The sequence below is a fragment of the Sphingobium sp. L-44 genome, from assembly GCF_056859495.1.
Window position 1 is genome coordinate 23098 of record NZ_JBSXOQ010000121.1, and the last position, 18782, is coordinate 41879.

19 protein-coding genes are annotated in these 18782 nt (G+C 65.7%); 7 read left to right on the forward strand and 12 right to left on the reverse strand.

What is annotated here, in order from left to right; all coding sequences use genetic code 11:
* The first annotated feature begins 141 nt into the window (after positions 1-141).
* The 3 genes from AC13EK_RS22515 to AC13EK_RS22525 all read left to right on the forward strand — a co-directional run bounded on the left by AC13EK_RS22515 (position 142) and on the right by AC13EK_RS22525 (position 2823).
* Positions 142-1863: a long-chain-fatty-acid--CoA ligase gene (locus tag AC13EK_RS22515; RefSeq protein ID WP_026109646.1), complete on the forward strand. Its 1722-nt coding sequence runs from the start codon at positions 142-144 to the stop codon at positions 1861-1863.
* Between the two features lie 45 nt (positions 1864-1908).
* Entirely contained in the window at positions 1909-2442 is a 534-nt protein-coding gene (gene msrA, locus AC13EK_RS22520) for a peptide-methionine (S)-S-oxide reductase MsrA (RefSeq protein WP_004211369.1), read from the forward strand.
* 114 nt (positions 2443-2556) lie between these two features.
* Positions 2557-2823 carry a hypothetical protein gene (locus AC13EK_RS22525; RefSeq protein ID WP_069336707.1) on the forward strand — a complete coding sequence of 89 codons (267 nt, stop codon included), beginning with the start codon at positions 2557-2559 and terminating at the stop codon, positions 2821-2823.
* A gap of 26 nt (positions 2824-2849) precedes the next feature.
* Here AC13EK_RS22525 and AC13EK_RS22530 read toward each other — a convergent pair whose 3' ends face one another.
* Complete coding sequence (locus AC13EK_RS22530) at positions 2850-3806, reverse strand: L-threonylcarbamoyladenylate synthase (protein ID WP_029547760.1); 957 nt, start codon at positions 3804-3806, stop codon at positions 2850-2852.
* A 110-nt stretch (positions 3807-3916) separates the two neighbouring features.
* Between AC13EK_RS22530 and AC13EK_RS22535 the strand changes: the two genes are divergently transcribed.
* On the forward strand, positions 3917-4732 hold the full coding sequence (locus AC13EK_RS22535; protein ID WP_004211373.1) for an ATP-binding protein: 816 nt from the start codon (positions 3917-3919) through the stop codon (positions 4730-4732).
* 3 nt (positions 4733-4735) lie between these two features.
* Here the strand turns inward: AC13EK_RS22535 and AC13EK_RS22540 are convergent, their stop codons facing one another.
* From AC13EK_RS22540 to AC13EK_RS22550, 3 genes are all read right to left on the reverse strand, one after another.
* The gene (locus tag AC13EK_RS22540; protein ID WP_234792201.1) at positions 4736-5074 is read right to left on the reverse strand and encodes a hypothetical protein; all 339 of its coding nucleotides are present in this window, start codon (positions 5072-5074) and stop codon (positions 4736-4738) included.
* Positions 5075-5201: 127 nt separating this feature from the next.
* Complete coding sequence (locus tag AC13EK_RS22545; protein ID WP_069336705.1) at positions 5202-6530, reverse strand: PQQ-dependent sugar dehydrogenase; 1329 nt, start codon at positions 6528-6530, stop codon at positions 5202-5204.
* A 61-nt stretch (positions 6531-6591) separates the two neighbouring features.
* Positions 6592-6762: a hypothetical protein gene (locus AC13EK_RS22550; protein ID WP_010337933.1), complete on the reverse strand. Its 171-nt coding sequence runs from the start codon at positions 6760-6762 to the stop codon at positions 6592-6594.
* A 230-nt stretch (positions 6763-6992) separates the two neighbouring features.
* On the opposite strand from AC13EK_RS22550, the gene AC13EK_RS22555 reads away from it, so the two are divergent.
* Positions 6993-7196 carry a hypothetical protein gene (locus AC13EK_RS22555; protein ID WP_004211380.1) on the forward strand — a complete coding sequence of 68 codons (204 nt, stop codon included), beginning with the start codon at positions 6993-6995 and terminating at the stop codon, positions 7194-7196.
* A gap of 71 nt (positions 7197-7267) precedes the next feature.
* Here AC13EK_RS22555 and argC read toward each other — a convergent pair whose 3' ends face one another.
* The 4 genes from argC to AC13EK_RS22575 form a co-directional block, all read right to left on the reverse strand.
* On the reverse strand, positions 7268-8212 hold the full coding sequence (argC, locus tag AC13EK_RS22560) for an N-acetyl-gamma-glutamyl-phosphate reductase (protein ID WP_069337587.1): 945 nt from the start codon (positions 8210-8212) through the stop codon (positions 7268-7270).
* The gene (locus AC13EK_RS22565) at positions 8209-9117 is read right to left on the reverse strand and encodes a C40 family peptidase (protein ID WP_483022393.1); all 909 of its coding nucleotides are present in this window, start codon (positions 9115-9117) and stop codon (positions 8209-8211) included. Before AC13EK_RS22565 ends, argC begins: the two co-directional genes overlap by 4 nt.
* Positions 9077-9484 carry a MarR family transcriptional regulator gene (locus AC13EK_RS22570; protein WP_004211384.1) on the reverse strand — a complete coding sequence of 136 codons (408 nt, stop codon included), beginning with the start codon at positions 9482-9484 and terminating at the stop codon, positions 9077-9079. The genes AC13EK_RS22565 and AC13EK_RS22570 overlap by 41 nt, the downstream gene beginning before the upstream one ends.
* Positions 9485-9546: 62 nt before the next feature.
* On the reverse strand, positions 9547-10944 hold the full coding sequence (locus tag AC13EK_RS22575; RefSeq protein WP_069337585.1) for a leucyl aminopeptidase family protein: 1398 nt from the start codon (positions 10942-10944) through the stop codon (positions 9547-9549).
* Positions 10945-11099: 155 nt separating this feature from the next.
* Here AC13EK_RS22575 and AC13EK_RS22580 point away from each other — a divergent pair, with 155 nt between their 5' ends.
* Positions 11100-11300 (forward strand): hypothetical protein, encoded by a 201-nt coding sequence (locus AC13EK_RS22580; protein ID WP_004211387.1) that lies wholly within the window; start codon positions 11100-11102, stop codon positions 11298-11300.
* Positions 11300-12142: a DUF4163 domain-containing protein gene (locus AC13EK_RS22585; RefSeq protein ID WP_069337584.1), complete on the forward strand. Its 843-nt coding sequence runs from the start codon at positions 11300-11302 to the stop codon at positions 12140-12142. Before AC13EK_RS22580 ends, AC13EK_RS22585 begins: the two co-directional genes overlap by 1 nt.
* A gap of 18 nt (positions 12143-12160) precedes the next feature.
* On the opposite strand, the gene rimO is transcribed toward AC13EK_RS22585, so the two are convergent.
* The 4 genes from rimO to AC13EK_RS22605 all read right to left on the reverse strand — a co-directional run bounded on the left by rimO (position 12161) and on the right by AC13EK_RS22605 (position 18777).
* A complete protein-coding gene (gene rimO, locus AC13EK_RS22590) occupies positions 12161-13543 on the reverse strand; it encodes a 30S ribosomal protein S12 methylthiotransferase RimO (protein ID WP_170828709.1) in 1383 nt (460 codons plus the stop codon).
* 94 nt (positions 13544-13637) lie between these two features.
* Positions 13638-16463 (reverse strand): TonB-dependent receptor domain-containing protein, encoded by a 2826-nt coding sequence (locus AC13EK_RS22595; protein WP_069337583.1) that lies wholly within the window; start codon positions 16461-16463, stop codon positions 13638-13640.
* Between the two features lie 155 nt (positions 16464-16618).
* Complete coding sequence (locus AC13EK_RS22600; protein WP_069337582.1) at positions 16619-17677, reverse strand: potassium channel family protein; 1059 nt, start codon at positions 17675-17677, stop codon at positions 16619-16621.
* The gene (locus AC13EK_RS22605; protein WP_483022394.1) at positions 17674-18777 is read right to left on the reverse strand and encodes a peptidoglycan DD-metalloendopeptidase family protein; all 1104 of its coding nucleotides are present in this window, start codon (positions 18775-18777) and stop codon (positions 17674-17676) included. The genes AC13EK_RS22600 and AC13EK_RS22605 overlap by 4 nt, the downstream gene beginning before the upstream one ends.
* Positions 18778-18782 lie beyond the last annotated feature (5 nt).

The window sequence follows — 18782 nt, forward strand, 5'->3', positions numbered from 1 at the left end:
GCGTCATCCGACGCTCTTTCTGACCCGCTGCAATGCAGCATTTTCAAGGGCCGCGCCGGCTTTCCGGCGCGGCCTTTTTGCTACAATCCAGACACAGGTTGACGCTTGCGTAAAGCGCTCGGGCCACTTACACTTCTGTAAATGGAGAGCAGAGAAAAGATCTGGCGCGAGCATTATCAGCACCCTACGCCGTGGGAGCAGACGTTCCCGCCGATGTCGATGGGGGACATGGTAACGCAGAGCGCCACCGCCCACCCGCAGGCCCACATGATCGACTTCATGGGGCGCAAGTTCAGCTATGGCGCGATGATGGACGACATCAGGCGCATCGCCTGTGGTTTGCAGGCCATGGGCGTGAAGAAGGGGGACCGGGTCGGTCTCTACCTGCCCAACACCCCCCATTATGTCGCGGCCTATTATGGCGCGCTGCTGGCTGGCGCGATCGTCGTCAACTTCTCCCCCCTCTACACAGCCGCCGAACTGGAGCATCAGGTCGAGGATAGCGGCACCAAGATCCTGTTCACCCTGTCGGCCAAGGCACTGCTGCCGACCGCGCTCAAGGTGCTGGACAATAGCAGCCTCGAAAAGCTGGTGGTCGGTTCGATCGCCGAGGTGCTGCCGACCGCCAAGAGCATCCTCTTCCGCCTGTTCAAGCGCGGCGAGACGACGCCGCTGCCGCATGATCCGCGCGTCATCCGCTATGACCGGCTGATCGCCAATTCCGGCGAATGCATCGTGGCCGACATCGATCCGGTCAACGACGTCGCGCTGCTGCAATATACCGGCGGCACCACCGGCACGCCCAAGGGCGCGATGCTGACCCACCAGAATCTGACCGCCAACGCGCGCCAGGCGCAGGGGATCGACCCGCATGCGGGCGAGGGCGACGACCGCATCATCGCGGTGCTGCCCTTCTTCCACGTCTTCGCCAATACCTGCACGCTGAACCGGACCGTGATGAATGGTGGCGAGATGGTGATGCTGCCCCGGTTCGAGGCGGTGCAGGTGCTCTCGGCCGTCCAGCGGACCAAGGCGACGTCGCTGCCCGGCGTGCCGACCATGTATCAGGCGCTGCTCGATCATCCGGCCCTGCCGAACATCGATTTCTCGTCGCTGCGCACCTGCATCTCGGGCGGCGCGCCGCTGCCGATGGAGGTGAAGCAGAAGTTCGAGGCGGTGACCGGCGCGCGCCTGATCGAGGGCTATGGCCTCACCGAAACCAGCCCGATCGTCTGCGCCAACCCCTATGAGGGGTTGAACAAGACCGGCACCGTCGGCCAGCCCGTGCCGGGCACCCGCGTCAAGATCGTCAGCCGCGAGGATCCGACCCAGCCCCCGCCAGAAGGCGAGCCGGGCGAACTGATGTTCGCTGGTCCGCAGATCATGAAGGGCTATTGGAACCGGCCGGATGCGGATGCGCAGGTGTTCGTGGGCGAGTTCCTGCGCACGGGTGACGTTGGCGAGGTTGATGACGACGGCTATGTGCGGATCGTCGATCGGCTCAAGGACATGATCGCCGTCGGTGGCTTCAAGGTCTTCCCGAGCCAGGTGGAATCGGTCCTCTATCATCATGAATCGGTGAAGGAAGCGCTGGTGATCGGCGTGCCCGATCGCTATCGCGGCGAACAGCCCAAGGCGTTCGTGACCCTGAACGAAGGCGCGACGATCGACGGGCCGGGGCTCAAGGACTGGCTGAACCCGCAACTGGGCAAGCATGAGCGGGTCTGCGAGGTCGAGGTGCGGGCCAGCCTGCCCAAGACTCTGGTCGGCAAGCTGTCGCGCAAGGAACTGGTCGCCGAAGAACGGGCCAAGGCCGAACAGGCGATGGCCCAGAATGCGGCGCAGACTGGAACCGCGGCCTGATTGCTCCTATCTAGCGCACCAAAGCTGGATAAGGATTATCGATATATGGCGCAGGAAATCGCAACGCTGGCTGGTGGCTGCTTCTGGTGTACGGAAGCAGTCTACCAGACGCTCAAGGGCGTGGAATCGGTCCAGAGCGGCTATATCGGCGGGACCAAGGTCGATCCGACCTATGAGGAGGTCTGCACCGGCAATACCGGCCATGCCGAAGCGATCCGCATCGCCTTCGACCCGGCCGTCATCAGCTATGCCGACCTGCTCGACATCTTCTTCGCCACCCACAATCCGACGACGCTGAACCGCCAGGGCAACGACATCGGGACGCAGTATCGCTCGGCGATCTTCCCCCATTCGGCCGAGCAGCAGGCCGAGGCGCTGGCCGGCATCGCGCGGGCGCAGGTGGACCAGGTCGATCCGGTCGTGACCGCGATCGAGGCGGACGCCCCCTGGTATCCGGCCGAGGATTATCACCAGAAATATTGGGAGCGGGTCGGCGACCAGAATCCCTATTGCATGGCGGTGATCCCGCCCAAGCTGGCCAAGCTGCGCAAGGGTTTTGCTGCGCGCATCGAGGAATAAGCCTCGGCCTGGCCGATTTCCCGACGGCTCGTCCCGTTTCGCCGCGTTCTTAGCCTATGGTTAATGTCGACCATGGCAGATGCAGCGCAACGGACGAGTCGGGGGACTTTGAGAATGACCAGGATGATCATGCTGCTGGCGCCGGCGATGCAGTTGATGCTGCCGGGTTGCATCGCCAGGACGGCGGTGGATATCGTGACCCTGCCGGTTCGCGCAGGTGCGCAGGCGGCGGACTGGGCGACGACCAGCCAGGACGAGGCCGACCGCAACTATGGCCGCAAGATGCGCAAGCAGGAGGCCGAGGAAGGCAAGGCGCGCAAGAAGGCCGACGAACAGCGCCGCCGCGAATGCCGCAAGGCCGGCTACGACAATTGCGGCTGAGCCCCGAAATTCGTCAGATCGACCGGTCAGGCCGCGGCGCGACGTAACCGGTCGTTGATGGCGGTGCCGATCCCCTCGTCGGGGATGGGCGCGACCGCGATCCGCTCCTGGGTGCTGGCATCGGCGACGTGCAGCGCGGCGAACAGATTGGCCGCTGCCTCGCGCAGATCCGCGTCGACGCTCAGGTTCAGATGGCAGGGCATCAGCCCGAAGCCGATCAGATATTCATCTTTCTCCGCCCGCAGCGCGTTGAGCCGCACCGGCTTCGACGGCGCATAATGGCTTTCGAGCTGGCCGGGCGCCTCGATCTTCGCATTGTCCTTCCCCGTGATGACCGGCAGGCCGCTGGCCTCCTCCAGCATCGCGGCCGTGACTGGGCCGGGGCGCAGCAGGCGGATGCGGTCCGCTTCGGGTGCGGCAATGGTCGATTCCAGCCCTTCGCTGGTCGGGCCTTCGTCCAGGATCATGCGGATCTTGCCGTTGAGGCTCGCCAGCACATGCTCGGCCCGGCTGGGGCTGATCGATCCGCTGCGATTGGCCGAAGGCGCCGCCAGCGGCCTACCGCTCTCGCGGATCAGCGCGCGCATCGCCGGATGGGCGGGCAGGCGCAGCGCCACGGTCGGCAGGCCGGCCATCACCAGCGGCGACAGGCCGCTATCGGCCCGCACCGGCAGCACCATGGTCAGCGCCCCCGGCCAGAAGCGGGCGGCAAGCTGCTCGGCCTGGGGCGAAAAATCGGCCAGCCGCCGCGCCATCTCCATGTCGGCGACATGGACGATCAGCGGGTTGAAGCTGGGCCGCCCCTTGGCGCTGTAGATGCCCGCGACCGCCTGGGAATCGGTGGCATCGGCCGCCAGGCCATAGACGGTTTCGGTGGGAACGGCGACGGGCTCGCCGGCGCGGATCAGCAAGGCTGCCTCGCGAAGCGCTTCCGCGCCATAGCGGCAGACCCTGGTGGAAAAGGCTGGATTTGGGATAGTCACGACCCCCGCGATATAGACCCCGGAACGCTGCAGTAAAAGGCCATTGCGACAGTGACATGACATTGTTGGCAAAGCTTGCCGCAACGGCGTGGCCCGGCTAATCCGGCGCCATGAACGACGCCCTGCTGACCCGTATCGCCGAAGCGCTCGAACGGCTCGCGCCGCCGCCGGCTTCCTCTGCCGACCTTGCGGCTGCTCCCGCCTATGTGTGGGACGGGGTGGCGATCCGCGCTGTGGATGCGTTCGACCCGGTGGATTATGACCTGCTGACCGGCATCGATGCGCAAAAGAGCGCGCTGCTGGACAATAGCCGTCGCCATGCCGCCGGCCATGCCGCGCATGACGTGCTGCTGTGGGGGGCGCGGGGGACCGGCAAGTCGGCGACCGTGGCTTCGGTGGTCGGCAAGCTTCAGGCGGAAGGGCAGGACATCGCCCTGCTGCAATGCGCGATCGATGAACTGGCCAGCCTGCCGGCGCTCTTCACCCTGCTGCGCAGCACGACCCGGCCCTTCATCCTGTTCCTCGACGATCTGGGCTTTGACGAAGGCGTGGGGGATGCCCGTGCGCTGCGCTCGCTGCTCCAGGGCGGCACCGCCGCGCGTCCGGCCAATGTCCGCCTCTATGTGACGTCCAACCGCCGCCATATCGTGCCGCGCAACCTGTCGGAACAGGATGATCCGATCAATCCGCGCGACGTGGTCGATGACAAGATGGCGCTGTCGGACCGGTTCGGCCTCAGCCTGGGCTTCCATGCGCTCGATCAGGACGCCTATGTCGCCATTGTCGAGGGCTATGCCCAGGCGCTGGGACTCAGCGTCGAGCCGCTCGACGCGATCCAGTGGGCAACCCAGCGCGGCAGCCGCTCGGGCCGCGTCGCCTGGCAATATGTGGTCGAACTCGCCGGCCGCCACGGCCTCTCGGTCTGATTCTCAGTCGCTGTCCTTTTCGGCCAGGCTCAGAAATTCGTCGACCAGTCGGTCCAGTTCCTTGCGGCAACGCGGCGGATCGACGGCGGTGTCGCACAGCGGCGCGGCATCCGCCATCGTCTTGATGACGCGGGCCAGGCTCAGCGTGTCGCTGTGACGTTGTCGATGGGCGAGCGCGGCGAAGGTGTTGAAATACATTTCCGCCAGCCGTCGGTCATGCTCCAGGTCATAGCCTTGTCGTCGGTCCGGCTGGCCCAGCGCTTCCATGCGCAAGTGATGAAGGGATCGCCGCGCGCTGTCCGCCCGCAGCTGATATAGCTCCGCCGGTTCGATCGGTTTCATCTTGGACGCCTGTCGCATGAAGCATCAGCGCGCGAACGGGGCAATATATCCCGGCTGTCGCCCGGCCGAAATTAAGCGTCTGGTCTTGCGAACAAGTTTTTTCGACGCATCGGCCGGGCGCCCAAGATTATTGTGCGCGGGTCACCCGCCAGACGACACCGCCGACATCGTCCGCCACCAGCAGTGCGCCCTTGGCGTCCACGGTCACGTCGACCGGGCGGCCACGCGCCGCGCCCTGTGCGTCGAGGAATCCGGTCAGCACGTCGGTCGGCTTGGCCTTGCCGACTTCGCCATTATCCTCGAACGGAATGAACACGACCTTGTAGCCGGCGGCCGGCTTGCGGTTCCAGCTGCCATGCAGGCCGACAAAGGCGCCATTGCCATAGGCGGCGCCAAGCTGCACATCCTTGGAGAAACTGAGGCCCAGCGGCGCGACATGATTGCCCAGCGCATAGTCGGGGCGCTTGGTATATTCGCGGATTTCCGGCCGCTGCGGCTGGACCCGGCGGTCCTCATAGCCGCCCCAGTAATTCCACGGCCAGCCATAGAAGGCACCGAATTCGACGCGGGTCAGATAGTCGGGGACCAGGTCGCCGCCCAGCATGTCGCGCTCATTGACCACGCCCCACAGCACGCCGCTCTTGGGTTCGAACGCCAGGCCGACCGGATTGCGCAGGCCCGACGCATAGATGCGATAGTCGCCGGTCTTGGGATTGACCTCCAGCACGGCGGCGCGGTTCGCTTCGCTTTCCAGGCCATTTTCGCCGATGTTGCTGTTCGATCCGACGCCGACATAGAGCAGCCCGTTGGGGCCGACGGTCAGGCTGCGGGTCCAGTGCATGTTCGGCGCCTGGGCGGGCAGGTTCAGGATCTTGCGCCCCTTGTCGCTGATCTTGGTCTCGCCTTCCTTATAAGGGAAGGCCATCAGCGCATTGGTGTTGGAGACATAGAGGGTGTCGCCGATCAGCGCCATGCCATAGGGCGAATAGAGGCCGCTCAGGAACACCGTCTTGGTGTCCGCCTTGCCATCGCCATCGGTGTCGCGCAGCAGGCTGATGCGGTCGGGCGAGGGGACGCCGGCGCCGGCCTTGTTCATCAGGAAATTCATCACGCGGCTGACGATGCCGGTCTGCGGGCGGGGCTGGCTGTTGGTCTCGGCCGTCAATATGTCGCCATTGGGCAGGCGCAGCAGCGATCGCGGATGGCTCAGCCCCTCGGCAAAGCGCTCGACCACCAGACCCTTGGCCGCGACCGGCTTCTCTCCAGCCTTCCACGGCTTGACCTCGGCGATGTTAACGGTCGGGAAAAACTCGTTGCGCGGCGTGGTGAAGCGCGGTTCCCGGCCGACATCGGCGCCGGCCGGCAACTGGGCCGTGTCGCCCTGCGCGAAGTAGAGGAAGGCGCCGCCGGCAATGACCAGCGCGACGAGGGGGATGGCGATGAAATGCTTCTTCATGTCGCCACATCTATGCGGCGATGCGGCGCCCGGCAAGGCGCTCCGTATCGCGGGTGGTTAGTTAAGCTTTTCGTTCGCGCAGCCACAGCAGCAGGGCGATCAGGATGCCGGCCCCGGTGCCGACGAGCAGGCCGATGCTGGGTTGGCCCAGCAGGCCGCCGCCGATCGCCCCGGCCATGATCAGCAATGCGATGATGGCGCCCGCGCCGGTCGGATTCTTCGCCTTGTTCATGGCTCATCCTTGCCATGGCCCGCCGCCCATGGCCAGTCGCTTGTCGCCCGCGTCTCCCCTGTCCCGGATCGGAACGGCCGGCGTCCCGAAATGGCGCGCCTGTCCCGCTGCGGGACTTGGCTAACTGCCTGTTCACCCTCGTCATCGGCCTGCTGCGCCAAAGCGCCAAACTGGCATGGGGGTTGATAGGGGAGGGGAAAGGGCGCGCAAAAATCGGGGGTCGCATGCACATGCCATATCTTTCGGATCGAAAGAGCTATGAGGATGCAACGGAACTGATCGCGACCTTCGGCGCCAATGCCGGCTATGAGGCGGCGGCGCGGGCCGATCGCAGCCGCGACCTCGGCAACCACATCCATTTCTGCCACTGGCGCCAGATCGAGCGGCTGATCGTGCTGCTCGCTCATCACCAGCCGCTCGGCACGATCCACTGATCTTCTGAACGCAAAAGGGCCGGAGCGTCATGGAACGCGCCGGCCCTTTTTGCTGTCTGGCTGAAGGCGCTTTAGAGCCGCAGGCCGGCAGTTTCCGGCAGGCCGGCCAGGATATTGAGATTCTGCACGGCGGCGCCCGCCGCCCCCTTGCCCAGATTGTCGAGCGTTGCGACCAGGCGGGCCTGTCCGCTCTGCGCATTGCCGAACACCGACAGCGATAGGCGGTCGGTCGCGCCGACATGCTCGACCTCAATCTGTGCCATGGCTTCGCTGTCGGCCAGCGGTGTCACGCTGACGATCGGCGATCCTGCATAGGCGGCGGCCAGCGCGGCATGGATGTCCACCGGGGATGGCGTGCCGGGCATGGCGCGCAGTTGCAACGGCACTTCCACCAGCATGCCGCGATAGGCATTGGCGACGGCCGGCGCGAACAGCGGCGGATGGGCCAGGCCCGAATAGCGGGTCATTTCCGGCACATGCTTGTGCGCCAGGCTCAGGCCATAGGCGCGGAAGGCAGTCGGGGCGCCCTCGGCGCCCTCATATTCGGCGATCATCGCCTTGCCGCCACCCGAATAGCCCGACGCGCCCGATACCGTCACCGGCCAGTCGGCCGGCAGCAGGCCGGCCAGTACCAGCGGACGGACCAGGCCCAGGAAGCCGGTCGGCCAGCAGCCGGGATTGGCGACGAAGCGGCTGTTGGCCAGTCGCTCGCGATGGCCCGGCTCCAGTTCGGGGAAGCCATAGGTCCAGCCGTCGGCGACGCGGTGCGCGGTCGATGCGTCGATCACGCGGGTGCGGTCATTGTCGATCATCGACACGGATTCGCGCGCGGCATCGTCGGGCAGGCACAGGATCACGATATCGGCCGCGTTCAGCGCGTCGCGCCGGGCCGCCATGTTGCGGCGATCCTTTTCATCGACCGTGATCAGCGACAGTTCGGGCCGGTCGGCCAGCCGATCGGCAATCTCGATGCCGGTGGTGCCATGGCCGCCGTCGATGAAGATCTTCGTCGTCATGGGGCAATCCTCCGCCGCGCGATGATCGGCTGTTCATGGTCGGGCGCCAGCCGGGCGACGACATCGGCCAGTGGCTCGACCACCACGGCCATCCAATGGGCGTTGGCGTGCAGCATATGGGTGGCGTCGGTCATGATCCCGACATGGCCGGGGAAGAAGACCAGGTCGCCGCGCTGCAACGGCGCGCTCGCCTCGATCGGCGCGCCAATGCCCTCGCATTGCAGGTCGGTGTCGCGTGGCACGGCGATGCCGCATTCGCCCAGCGCAACCTGCACCAGCCCCGAACAGTCGATGCCGCGATGGCCACGGCCGCCCCAGACATAGGGCTGGCCCAGATAGCGCTGCGCCACCGCGACCCAGTCGCTTTCCCGCGAGTCGAGCGGGGCGGCATGGCGGCCATGGATGAAGCCGTCGCCGGTCGCGAGGAAGCTGTCCTCGGCCTCGCCGCCGAAGCGGGCGCCCAGCGGCCAGTGATCGGCGATCGGCGCCTTGATGTCGGCGCGGCTGAACAGCGGCGCGCTCTGGTTGACGATGCGGTGGCTGACCGCCTCCTTCACGTCCAGTGAGTCGCGGCGGATATAGCCGACATAGCCGTCATGCCCGCAAAAGCCCCAGGCCCAGTCGGTTGTGACGTCGAGCGCATGGAAGCTTTCGCCGCGCAGCAATTCGCTGACCGCCTCGGCATTGTGCGAGGGCTGGGACAGGATCGGCGCACCGGGCGCCACGCAGGTCAGTTCGACCGCGCGCGCATGATGGGCGGAAAAGAGCACGCCGGCGAGCGAGATGTCCGCAAGATCGCCACGCGCCGCATGGACGCGGTGGTCGAGCGCTACGGATCTGCCGTCCAGCTTGAACCGGGTTCTTTCAGGCGGTGCGTTCCGCGTGGTGTTGATCTGGCCTGTCATCGCGCGCGGTTCCTGCGATGAAATGGTGAAAGGCGTCAAGGAATTCCGCGCCCTTCGACGTGCGGGTGATGAAAATATTGCGCCGATCGGCCGCATCCCGCTCTCGTCGGAGATAGCCGAGCGCCGAAAGCTTGTTCAGCGCGCGGGTGATGACCGGCTTGGATACGTGCAACTGCTCGGCCAGGCCGCGCACGGTATGCGGGCCATCGCCGATATAGACGGTCAGCATCAGGGCCATCTGGCGGTTGGTGAGGTCGGGTTTCCCCGATCGCACATAATCCACCAGGGTCCGCATCCACTGGCTGAGCGGCTGTATGCCGGGACGGTCGATCTGGGCGGCCTGTTGCGGGGAAGCGAGCGCGTTCATGCCCCCCTAACGCATGATAGCCAATCCGGTTGCGTAACGGATCGCAGGATATTGCAGTTTGGCTATCGCGCGCCGTCATAGCGCTGCTGGAGCAGGCGGAAGACCGCGCGCAGGCCCAGCGCCTCGCCGCCCTTGGGCCGGCCAGGACGCGCCGCCGGTCGCCAGGCGAAGGTATCGAGATGGATCCAGGCCGTGCCTTCCGGCACGAAGCGCTGCAGGAACAGGGCGGCGGTCACCGCGCCGGCAAAACCGCCTTCGCCGGCATTGTTCATGTCGGCAATGTCGGACTTCAGCATGTCATAATAGCCGTCCCACAGCGGCAGGCGCCAGGTCGGGTCGTCGACCGCCGTGCCGGCCGCCGCGATGTCGCTCGCCAGCGCCTCGTCATTGGTGAACAGCGCCGGCAGGTCCGGGCCGACGGCGACGCGCGCCGCGCCGGTCAGGGTCGCGAAATCGACGATCAGCTCGGGCTTTTCCTCACCCGCGCGGGTCAGCGCGTCGCCCAGCACCAGCCGCCCCTCGGCGTCGGTATTGCCGATCTCCACGGTCAGCCCCTGCCGGCTGCGCAATATGTCGCCGGGGCGGAAGGCATTGCCGCTGATGGCATTTTCGGCGGTCGGCACCAGCAGGTGCAGCCGCACTGGCAGGCGCGCGCCGATGATCAGCCGGGCCAGCGCGATCGCATGGGCCGCGCCGCCCATATCCTTCTTCATCAGGCGCATGCCCGATGATGGCTTGATGTCGAGGCCGCCGCTGTCGAAGCAGATGCCCTTGCCGACCACGGCAATGCGCGGCGCACTGGGATCGCCCCAGCTCATTTCGATGAGGCGCGGGGCGAAGCTCTTGTCCGCCGCCTTGCCGACGGCATGGATCATCGGGAAACCCTGCTCCAGCGCATCGCCGCGCGTCACCTGCACCTCGCCGCCATGGGCCTGCGCCAGCTGGCGGACGGCATCTTCCAGATCCTGCGGCCCCATGTCGGCGGCCGGCGTGTTGACCAGATCGCGGACCAGCGCCACCGCCTCGGCCTGCTGCACGATCGCCTTGATCCGGGCGACGTCGCCGGTCAGCAGCACGCGCGGGCCGGCCGCGCCTTCATCCTTGCGATAGCGTTCGAACCGATATTGCGCCGTCAGCCAGCCCAGCGCCGCCGCGCCGGTGCCCCCCTCGGCCAGGCGATAGCTGCCCTCGGGCAGGCTTTCGGCCAATCTGGCCAGGCACCAGCTACCCAGCGCGTCGCGCTTGGCCACTCCGGCCACGACCGACCAGTCGCTCTGCCCCTCGCCGGGGATGATCGCATGCTCGTTCGGCTTGGCGTGGAATTTCTGGGCGCTGATCAGGGCGCGGACCCGCTCGGGCTGGGCGGTGAACCAGGCGTCCAGCTCGGCCGCTTCGATCAACTGGATGGAACGGGCGGGCTGGCCATTATCGGCTTTGAGCAGGTCGGCAAATTCGGTCATGCACAGGGATGTAGGAGAAAGCGCTCCACATGGGAACGGGCCATTTTTGCATCTTCTTTCGTCCCGGTGGAAACCCGGTCGGCCGTCAGGGCATTTGCCTATTGTGGCCCGAGTGCCTAGGTTCCAGTTCATAATAAACGGCAAGGAGAGTAGCCATGATCCGTTCCGACAATAGCGGCCTGCAGGCGCTGCGCGCCCGCGCCTATGCGCTGGCCGAAAGCGGCCAGTTCGCCAACGCCCATGCGGTCGAGCAGGCGCTGGTGGCCGAAGGCTGGCCCAATATCCATCGCGCGCTCGCCGGCGACTATGCGCGCAAGGCGATCAGCGAACGCTGCCTGACGGCCAAGCCGCACTGATGCGGGCAGGGTGGGGGAACGGGACGACGGGGCTGCTGCTCGCAGCCCTGTTGCTGTCCGGCTGCTCGAAATCGACTGAGGACGACACGCCCGGCGGCAACATGCCCGCCAATGCGACGATGCGTGCCTTTGCCGATCGCATGGCCGGCACCACGCGCCCCGCAGCCCCACCCGCCAAACCATTCGAGCAGTCGGACAAGACCGAGCTGCTGGAATTTCTCTACGCCTATCCGGCGCAGGCGGCGGCGATCCCGACGCTGGTCGATCGCTTTGCCCGCGCCATGGCCGAGAACAAGGCCGATGCGCTCAAGATGGCGACGCAGGACCGGGACTCAGCCAGGAAAGCGGGCTTCCCCTTCCACGCCCACAGCCGCGAGACGCGCTGGAGCGTGATGGCCGATACGCCGCGCTTCCTGGCGCTCGAATCCGCCAATTACATGTATACTGGCGGCGCCCATGGCATGACCGGCTATGAAGCGCTGCTGTGGGACAGGGAGCGGCGGCGCGAAACCGATTTCGGCGCGCTGCTGACCTCCGAAGCGGCCTTTGCAGCGGCGATCCATGACAGTTTCTGCGAGGCGCTGGACCGGGCGCGGGCGGAAAAGCGCGGCGCGCCGGTGGTGCCGGGCGATGACGACTTCACCAAATGCATCGATCCGATGAAGCAGGTGCTGGCGCCGACATCGCGCGACGGCAAGTTGATCGACGGCATCCAGGTGACGATCGGCCCCTATGGCGCCGGCCCCTATGCCGAGGGCAGCTATGACATCAAGCTGCCGGTCGATGCGGCGATCTACAAGGCGATCAAGACCGAATATCAGGATGCCTTCGCCAGGCCCTGATATCCGGTTCCCGATCGGTCAGGCCGGCACGCCGTACAGGTCGTGATCGTCGGCATCCTCGATCAGCACGTCGAACATGTCGCCGGCCTTGCGGCCTTCGCCGACGTCGCGCAGGAAGACATTGCCGTCGATTTCCGGCGCGTCAGCCTGGCTGCGCGCGGTGGCGCCGATGCTGCCATCTTCCTCGTCGGGCTCGCCGACCTCGTCGATGATCACCGGCATGACCCGGCCGACCTTGGCCTGCAGCTTGGCGGCGCTGATCGCGGCGGTCTTTTCCATGATCCGCTGATAGCGTTCTTCCTTGACCTCTTCGGGCACCGCGCCTGGCAGGTCATTGGCGGCAGCGCCCTCGACCGGCTCGAAGCGGAAGGCGCCGACGCGGTCGAGCTGCGCCTCGTCCAGCCAGTCGAGCAGATACTGGAAGTCCGCCTCGGTCTCGCCGGGGAAGCCGACGACGAAGCTGGAGCGGATCGCGATGTCGGGGCAGATGTCGCGCCACTTGCGGATGCGATCCAGCACCTTGGCTTCATTGGCCGGGCGCTTCATCGCCTTGAGCACGCTCGGCGAAGCATGCTGGAAGGGAATGTCGAGATAGGGCGTCAGCAGCCCTTGCGCCATCAACGGAATGACATGGTCGACATGGGGATAGGGATAGACATAGTGGAGGCGGACCCAGGGGGCGACGCCGTCCGCCGTGCGCAACTGGCCCAACTCGCGCGCCATGTCGGTCATATGGGCGCGGACCTCGCGGCCCTTCCACATGCGCGGCTCATGGCGCGTGTCGACGCCATAGGCCGAGGTATCCTGGCTGATGACCAGCAATTCCTTGGTGCCGGCCGCGACCAGCTTTTCCGCCTCGCGCAGCACCGCGTCGATGCGCCGCGACACCAGGTCGCCACGGATCGAGGGGATGATGCAGAAGGAGCAGCGATGGTTGCAGCCCTCTGAAATCTTCAGATAGCTGTAATGGCGCGGCGTGAGCTTTAGCCCGCCCTCGGGCACCAGATCGATGAAGGCATTGGGGATGGGCGGCGATGCATCATGCACCGCATTGACCACCTGCTCATATTGATGCGCGCCGGTAACGGCCAGCACCTGCGGGAATTTCGCGCGGATCACGTCCGCTTCGTCGCCCATGCAACCGGTCACGATGACGCGGCCATTTTCGGCCATGGCCTCGCCGATCGCCTCGAGCGATTCCTCCTTGGCGGAATCTAGGAAGCCGCAGGTGTTGACCAGCACGACGTCGGCGCCGGCATAGTCGGCGGACATCTGATAGCCGTCGGAACGCAGCTTGGTCAGGATACGTTCGGAGTCGACCAGATTCTTCGGACAGCCGAGCGAAACCATGCCGATCTTCGGCGCGTCTGGGATTTTGGTTGCCATGATCGGCGCGCACATAGGGATTTTTGCGCCAAATGTCACGGGGTAGCCGAAAAGACAAAGGGCGCGCCCGGATGGACGCGCCCTTCGTTCTAGCTAAGCCCTTGATCCGTTACATCTTGTAGGACAGGCGGATGTAACCGAACTGGCCCGGCACATCATAGGTGGTCGGGTCGAAATTGGCGCTGTCGCAGGTGAAGCAGGCCGGCGGATCCTTGTCGAACAGGTTGTTGACGCCGATCGTCAGCCGGGTGCGATGGTCGAGCCAGGCCGGCGAGAAATAGGCCTGCATGTCGCCATAGAAGGTCGATCCCATGACATGGCCGTCGCTCTCCGTCACCTTGCTGATATAGCGGCCGGTGAAGGAAACGCCCCAGGCATCGGCCGAATAGTCGAGCGTGGTGGTCGCCTTGAAGCGCGGATAGGCCTGGTCGACCGAACCGCAGCGTTCGGTGCCGGCGCATTTGATGGTCGGCGCATTGAGCTCGGCCGGGGCCTTGATGTCATAGCTCAGCAGATAGGCTGCATTGACCGTCAGGCCGACCGTGCCGTCGCCCACCGGCTTGGAGCGATAGATTAAAGATCCGTCGATGCCGTCGGTGTTGATGGCGTTGAGATTCTGCAGCGTGGCGTCGATGCCGGCGACCAGACCGCTGGGCGTGCGGCTGATCGATGCGCAACTGACCGGATCGGCATCGAAGGCGCAGCGGCGCAGCGTCAGCGTCGCAGGCACCGAGTCGATCGCGTTCTTTAGGCGGATATTATAATAATTGACCTCAAGGCTGAGCGCGCTGGCAAAGCCGTTGCGTGCCCAGGCCGGGCTGTAGACCATGCCGGCGGTCCAGGTCTTGGCGGTTTCCGGCTTCAGGTTGGTCGAGCCACTGGAAAAGACGCCCAGCTGGCCACCGGTCGGCTCGTCATAGCTGCCATCGGCCGGCACGCCATTGGCAATACAGTTGGCGCGCACGGTCGGATTGTCCCAGGATCCGCCCGCTGCGCTGGTGCAGGGGTCGTTGATCGTCTGATCGGTGCGCGACCGCCCGGCATGCATTTCGCCGATGCTGGGCGCACGCAGGCTCTCGGCATAGCCGCCGCGCAGCAGCAGGTCGCTGACCGGTTTCCACAGGCCCGACACGGTGAAGGTCGTGTTGCTGCCAAAGCTGCTATAGTTGGAATGGCGCACCGCGCCGTCCAGTTCCAGCTTCTGGAAGAAGGGCACGTCGGCGAGGATCGGGATGCGGATTTCGCCATAGACTTCATCGACATTGAAGCTGCCGGCGGCCGGGCTGGTCGGCACGTCGGCGCCCAGGCCCGCCGTGATGATCGGGTCGGGGGTGTAGCTGGCGCGCTGGTTGCGATGCTCGTAGCCGACGGCGAAGCCAACCGCGCCGCCCGGCAGGTCGAACAATTCGCCCGACAGGTTGGCGGTGGCGTCCCACAATTCCTGCGTGCTGCGATCCTTCTGGTCGAAGGTCACATAGTCGAGCATGGCCTGGGTGATCGACCCGGCCCCGCCGAAGATGTTGAACGGTACGCAATCGCCGGTGCAGCCCGCGACCGGACCGAGTGCCTGGGACAGCTTGGCGGCGTTCAGGTTGCCGGTGAACACCTGATGCGCGTCATTGCTGCCATACATGCCGTTGACGTCCCAATACCATGTCTTGTCGCCGACCCCGAAGGAGCCTTCGAGCGTCGATTGCATGGTGAAGGTGTCGACATCCTGGCTGAAGATGCGCGGCCCGCCCTCGACGAAGCGACGGGCGATCAGCGAATAGGTAGCCGGCTCGCCATTGGCACCCGACGACAAGGTGAAGCCGAACGGATTATAGGGATTGGTCGCATCGATGCTGATCGTGTCGAGCAGATTGCCGTTGCCCGCATCCGGGCCGACGAACAGCGGCAGCGGCGCCGCCTGGGTGGTCGAACTGCGATGCTGATAGACCAGCCGCGTGCGCAGGCTGACATTGTCGGAAAATTCGAATTTGGCGTTGAGGAAGCCGCCATAGCGTTCCGATGGCGTCAGCAGATAATTTTCCGGCGCGAAATTATAGCGATCGGCCGAGGTGAAATTCTTGAAGTCTCCCGGATAGGTCGGGCGCCCGCTGACCGGCGCGATCAGCGTCAGATCCTCGTCGCCGATCATGAAACGGCCATTGGGCGTGGCACCGGAACAGCCACCGATCGGGTCGGCGCAGCTGGTCTGGCCGGGATTGGGATAGCGCGAGATGGAGCGGTCGGCGGTCCGCACGCTCTGCTGTTTCACATAATTGCCGCCGAAGACGATCGACACCCGATCGGACTGCAGGCCATAGCTGGCGTTGAGGTCATAGGTTTCGCCATCGCCCTGTTCGTAGGTGCCGAACTGGGCGGACAGATCGAGCCCCTTCTGCGACTGTTTGGTGATGATGTTGACGACGCCGGCAACCGCGTCGGAGCCATAGAGCGGGGAGGCGCCGGACTGCAGCACCTCGACCCGTTCGATCATGCTGGCGGGGATGGAGTTCAAGTCGACCGAGGCGGGAATGCCACCGGCCGCCGAGCCGTTCACATAGCGCATGCCGTCGACCAGGATCAGCGTGCGCTTGGCGCCCAGGTAGCGCAGGTCGATTTCGGCCGAGCCGGAGCTGACGCCGGTGCCGTCGGGCGGACCACCGATATTGCCGGCATTGTTGACCTTGGTGTTGAGGCCGCCGCCAGCGCTCGGAATGCGCTGCAGCACGTCGGCGATGGAGGAAAGGCCGGTCCGCGCGATCGCTTCCTGATCGACCGTGACGATCGGCTTGTCCTGGTCCAGCGGATTCTGGCGGATGCGCGATCCGGTGACGATGATGGCCCCGGCATCCTCGGCCTGCGGCGCGGCGGATTGGGCGAAAGACGGTGCATTATAAAGGAAGGCGGACAGCAGAACGCCGGTTTTCAGGACATTTTTCAAGCGCATATTCTACCCCTCAAAAATCAGACCTGAGGGGGAGTGTTGCCATTCTATGACAGCAAGGCAATTGGCCGCATGCTGCGCTGCACCGTTGGTAGCACGAATTTTGCTCTATGTTGCTGTGACGCAACAAACATGTTCAGTCTGTCGCTGATTTGAACCTATTGATCGTCGGGGCGGGGCGTGGCGCCGGTTTCTTCCACGATCTCGATGATGCAGTCGCCGGTCTGGAGCGCTCGCGCGCCTTCCTCCCAGAAGCCGATCGGATGGTCGCCGCGATAGATGCGCACGCCAAGCCCGGTGCCGATCGCCGAAAGCGGCTGGCCGATTTCCTGCGGCAGCACTGGCCGTTCGTGCAGCTTCACCCGGCCGCCCGATGCGGCAAGATCGGCCATATAGTCGGCGATATGCTTGCCGCTGGTGCTGCCGGCCAGCAGCAGCCCGGCAAAGCTGACCGGGTTGATGACCGTGGTGGCGCCGGCCTGGCGCGCGGGCACTTCATTATCCTCGTTGCGCACGACGATGCTGATCGGCAGGCGCGGGGCCAGGTGACGCGCGGTCAAGGTGATCAGGATCGACGTGTCGTCGCGCCCGGCCGACACGATCATCGTGCGGGCACGGTGGATGGCCACGTCCTTCAGCGTCTTGTCGCGCGTGCTGTCGCCGCACAGCACGTTGCAGCCCAGCGCCTCGGCATGGTCCAGCGCTTTCTCGCTGCCGTCGATCACCACGATCTCGCGCGGGTCGGTGCCACGCGCCAGCAGCTCGTTCACCGCCTCCTGGCCGCTGGTACCGAAACCGGTGACGACGATATGATTGTGCAGATCGGCCTGAATGCGTGCCATGCGCCACCTGTAGAGGATGTTGCGGAAGAAGAGATTATAGGCGGTGCCCAGAAAGATGATCCAGACGAACAGCCGGATCGGCGTGACGAAGATGGATTCGAACAGGCGCGCTTCGGGCGAGACCGGCACGATATCGCCATAGCCGACCGTGGTGACGGTGACCGTGGTGAAATAGAGCACGTCGATGAAGCTTATCTGGTCGTCATAATTGTCCTTGAGACCGTCGCGCCCGAACCAGTGGAGCGCCAGCACGATCGCGATCAGGCCAAAGACCAGCACAACCCGCCAGGCCAGGTCCGCCCACACCGGCAGCGCCGACCGCCGCCGCAAGAAGCCGGCCATGGGCGATGCCGAAGGCGGCGGCGCGATCTTCATGGGGTGGGCAATTGGGTCATGGGATTGATCGGCACCCGGTCCTTGCGCAGCTCGAAATGCAGCTTCGGCTTGCTGGCATAGCCTGTGTCACCGCTGAGGCCAATCACCTGGCCCTTCGTCACCTTCTGCCCGCGCACCACGTCGATCCGGTTGGCATGGCCATAGGCGCTGACCCAGCCGCTGCCATGGGTGATGAGGACCAGGCCGCCGAACACCGCGATGCTGTCACCGGCATAGGCGACGACGCCGTCGGCCGCCGCCCGGATCGGCGTGCCGATCGGCGCGGCAATGTCGATGCCGTTATTCTTGGCGCCGCTTTCGCCGGGGCCGAAGTGCGAGATTATATTGCCCTTGAGCGGCCAGGCGAACTGGCCGGAGAAACCGCCGGGCTGGGCGATCGCCACATTGGAGGGCAGGGGGCGGGGCTGGGCCTTGGCCACCGTGCGCGGCTTCTCCTCCGCGACAGCGGGCTGGCCGCCGGTCAGCACATCGTCGATATCGATGCGGAAGGCGGCGGCGCGCTGCTCCAGGCTGGATGCGGGCGCCCGGACCGGCGCTGCGGCCACCGGGGCGGCCGGCGTCTCGCCGCCGAGCAGCAGCAGCCGCTGCCCGCGCCGCAGCACATAGGGTTCGGTCAGGCCATTGATGTCGACAATGTCGCTCCAGCGCACGCCATAGGCCACGGCGATGGCGATGCCGGTCTCCCCCTCTGCCACCGCATGATAGCGCCCGCCGGGGATCGACAGGCTCTGCCCCGGCCGCAGCGCATAGGGCGGCGCCAGCCCATTGGCCCGCGCGATCGCGTCCGATCCCGCACCGGTGCGGTTGCCGATGCCGCGCAGCGTGTCGCCCGGCTGCACGCTATAGGTGCTGGCAGCCACCGTCCGGGCGTTCGCCGTCACCTGCTGTGCGGTCCAGACCGGTTTGCGCTCGATCATCTGCGGTTCGGACGAGGGGCGCTGGGCCGGTTGCGGCGGCATGCTGGGCGATGGCGGAATGGCGGGCGCCGGCTGGGCCGGGGGCAGGGGCGCGGCATAGGGCGCGCTGTCCTGTACCGGGGCAGGGATGCAACCCGCCAGCAGCAGCGGCAGCGGCGCCATGGGCA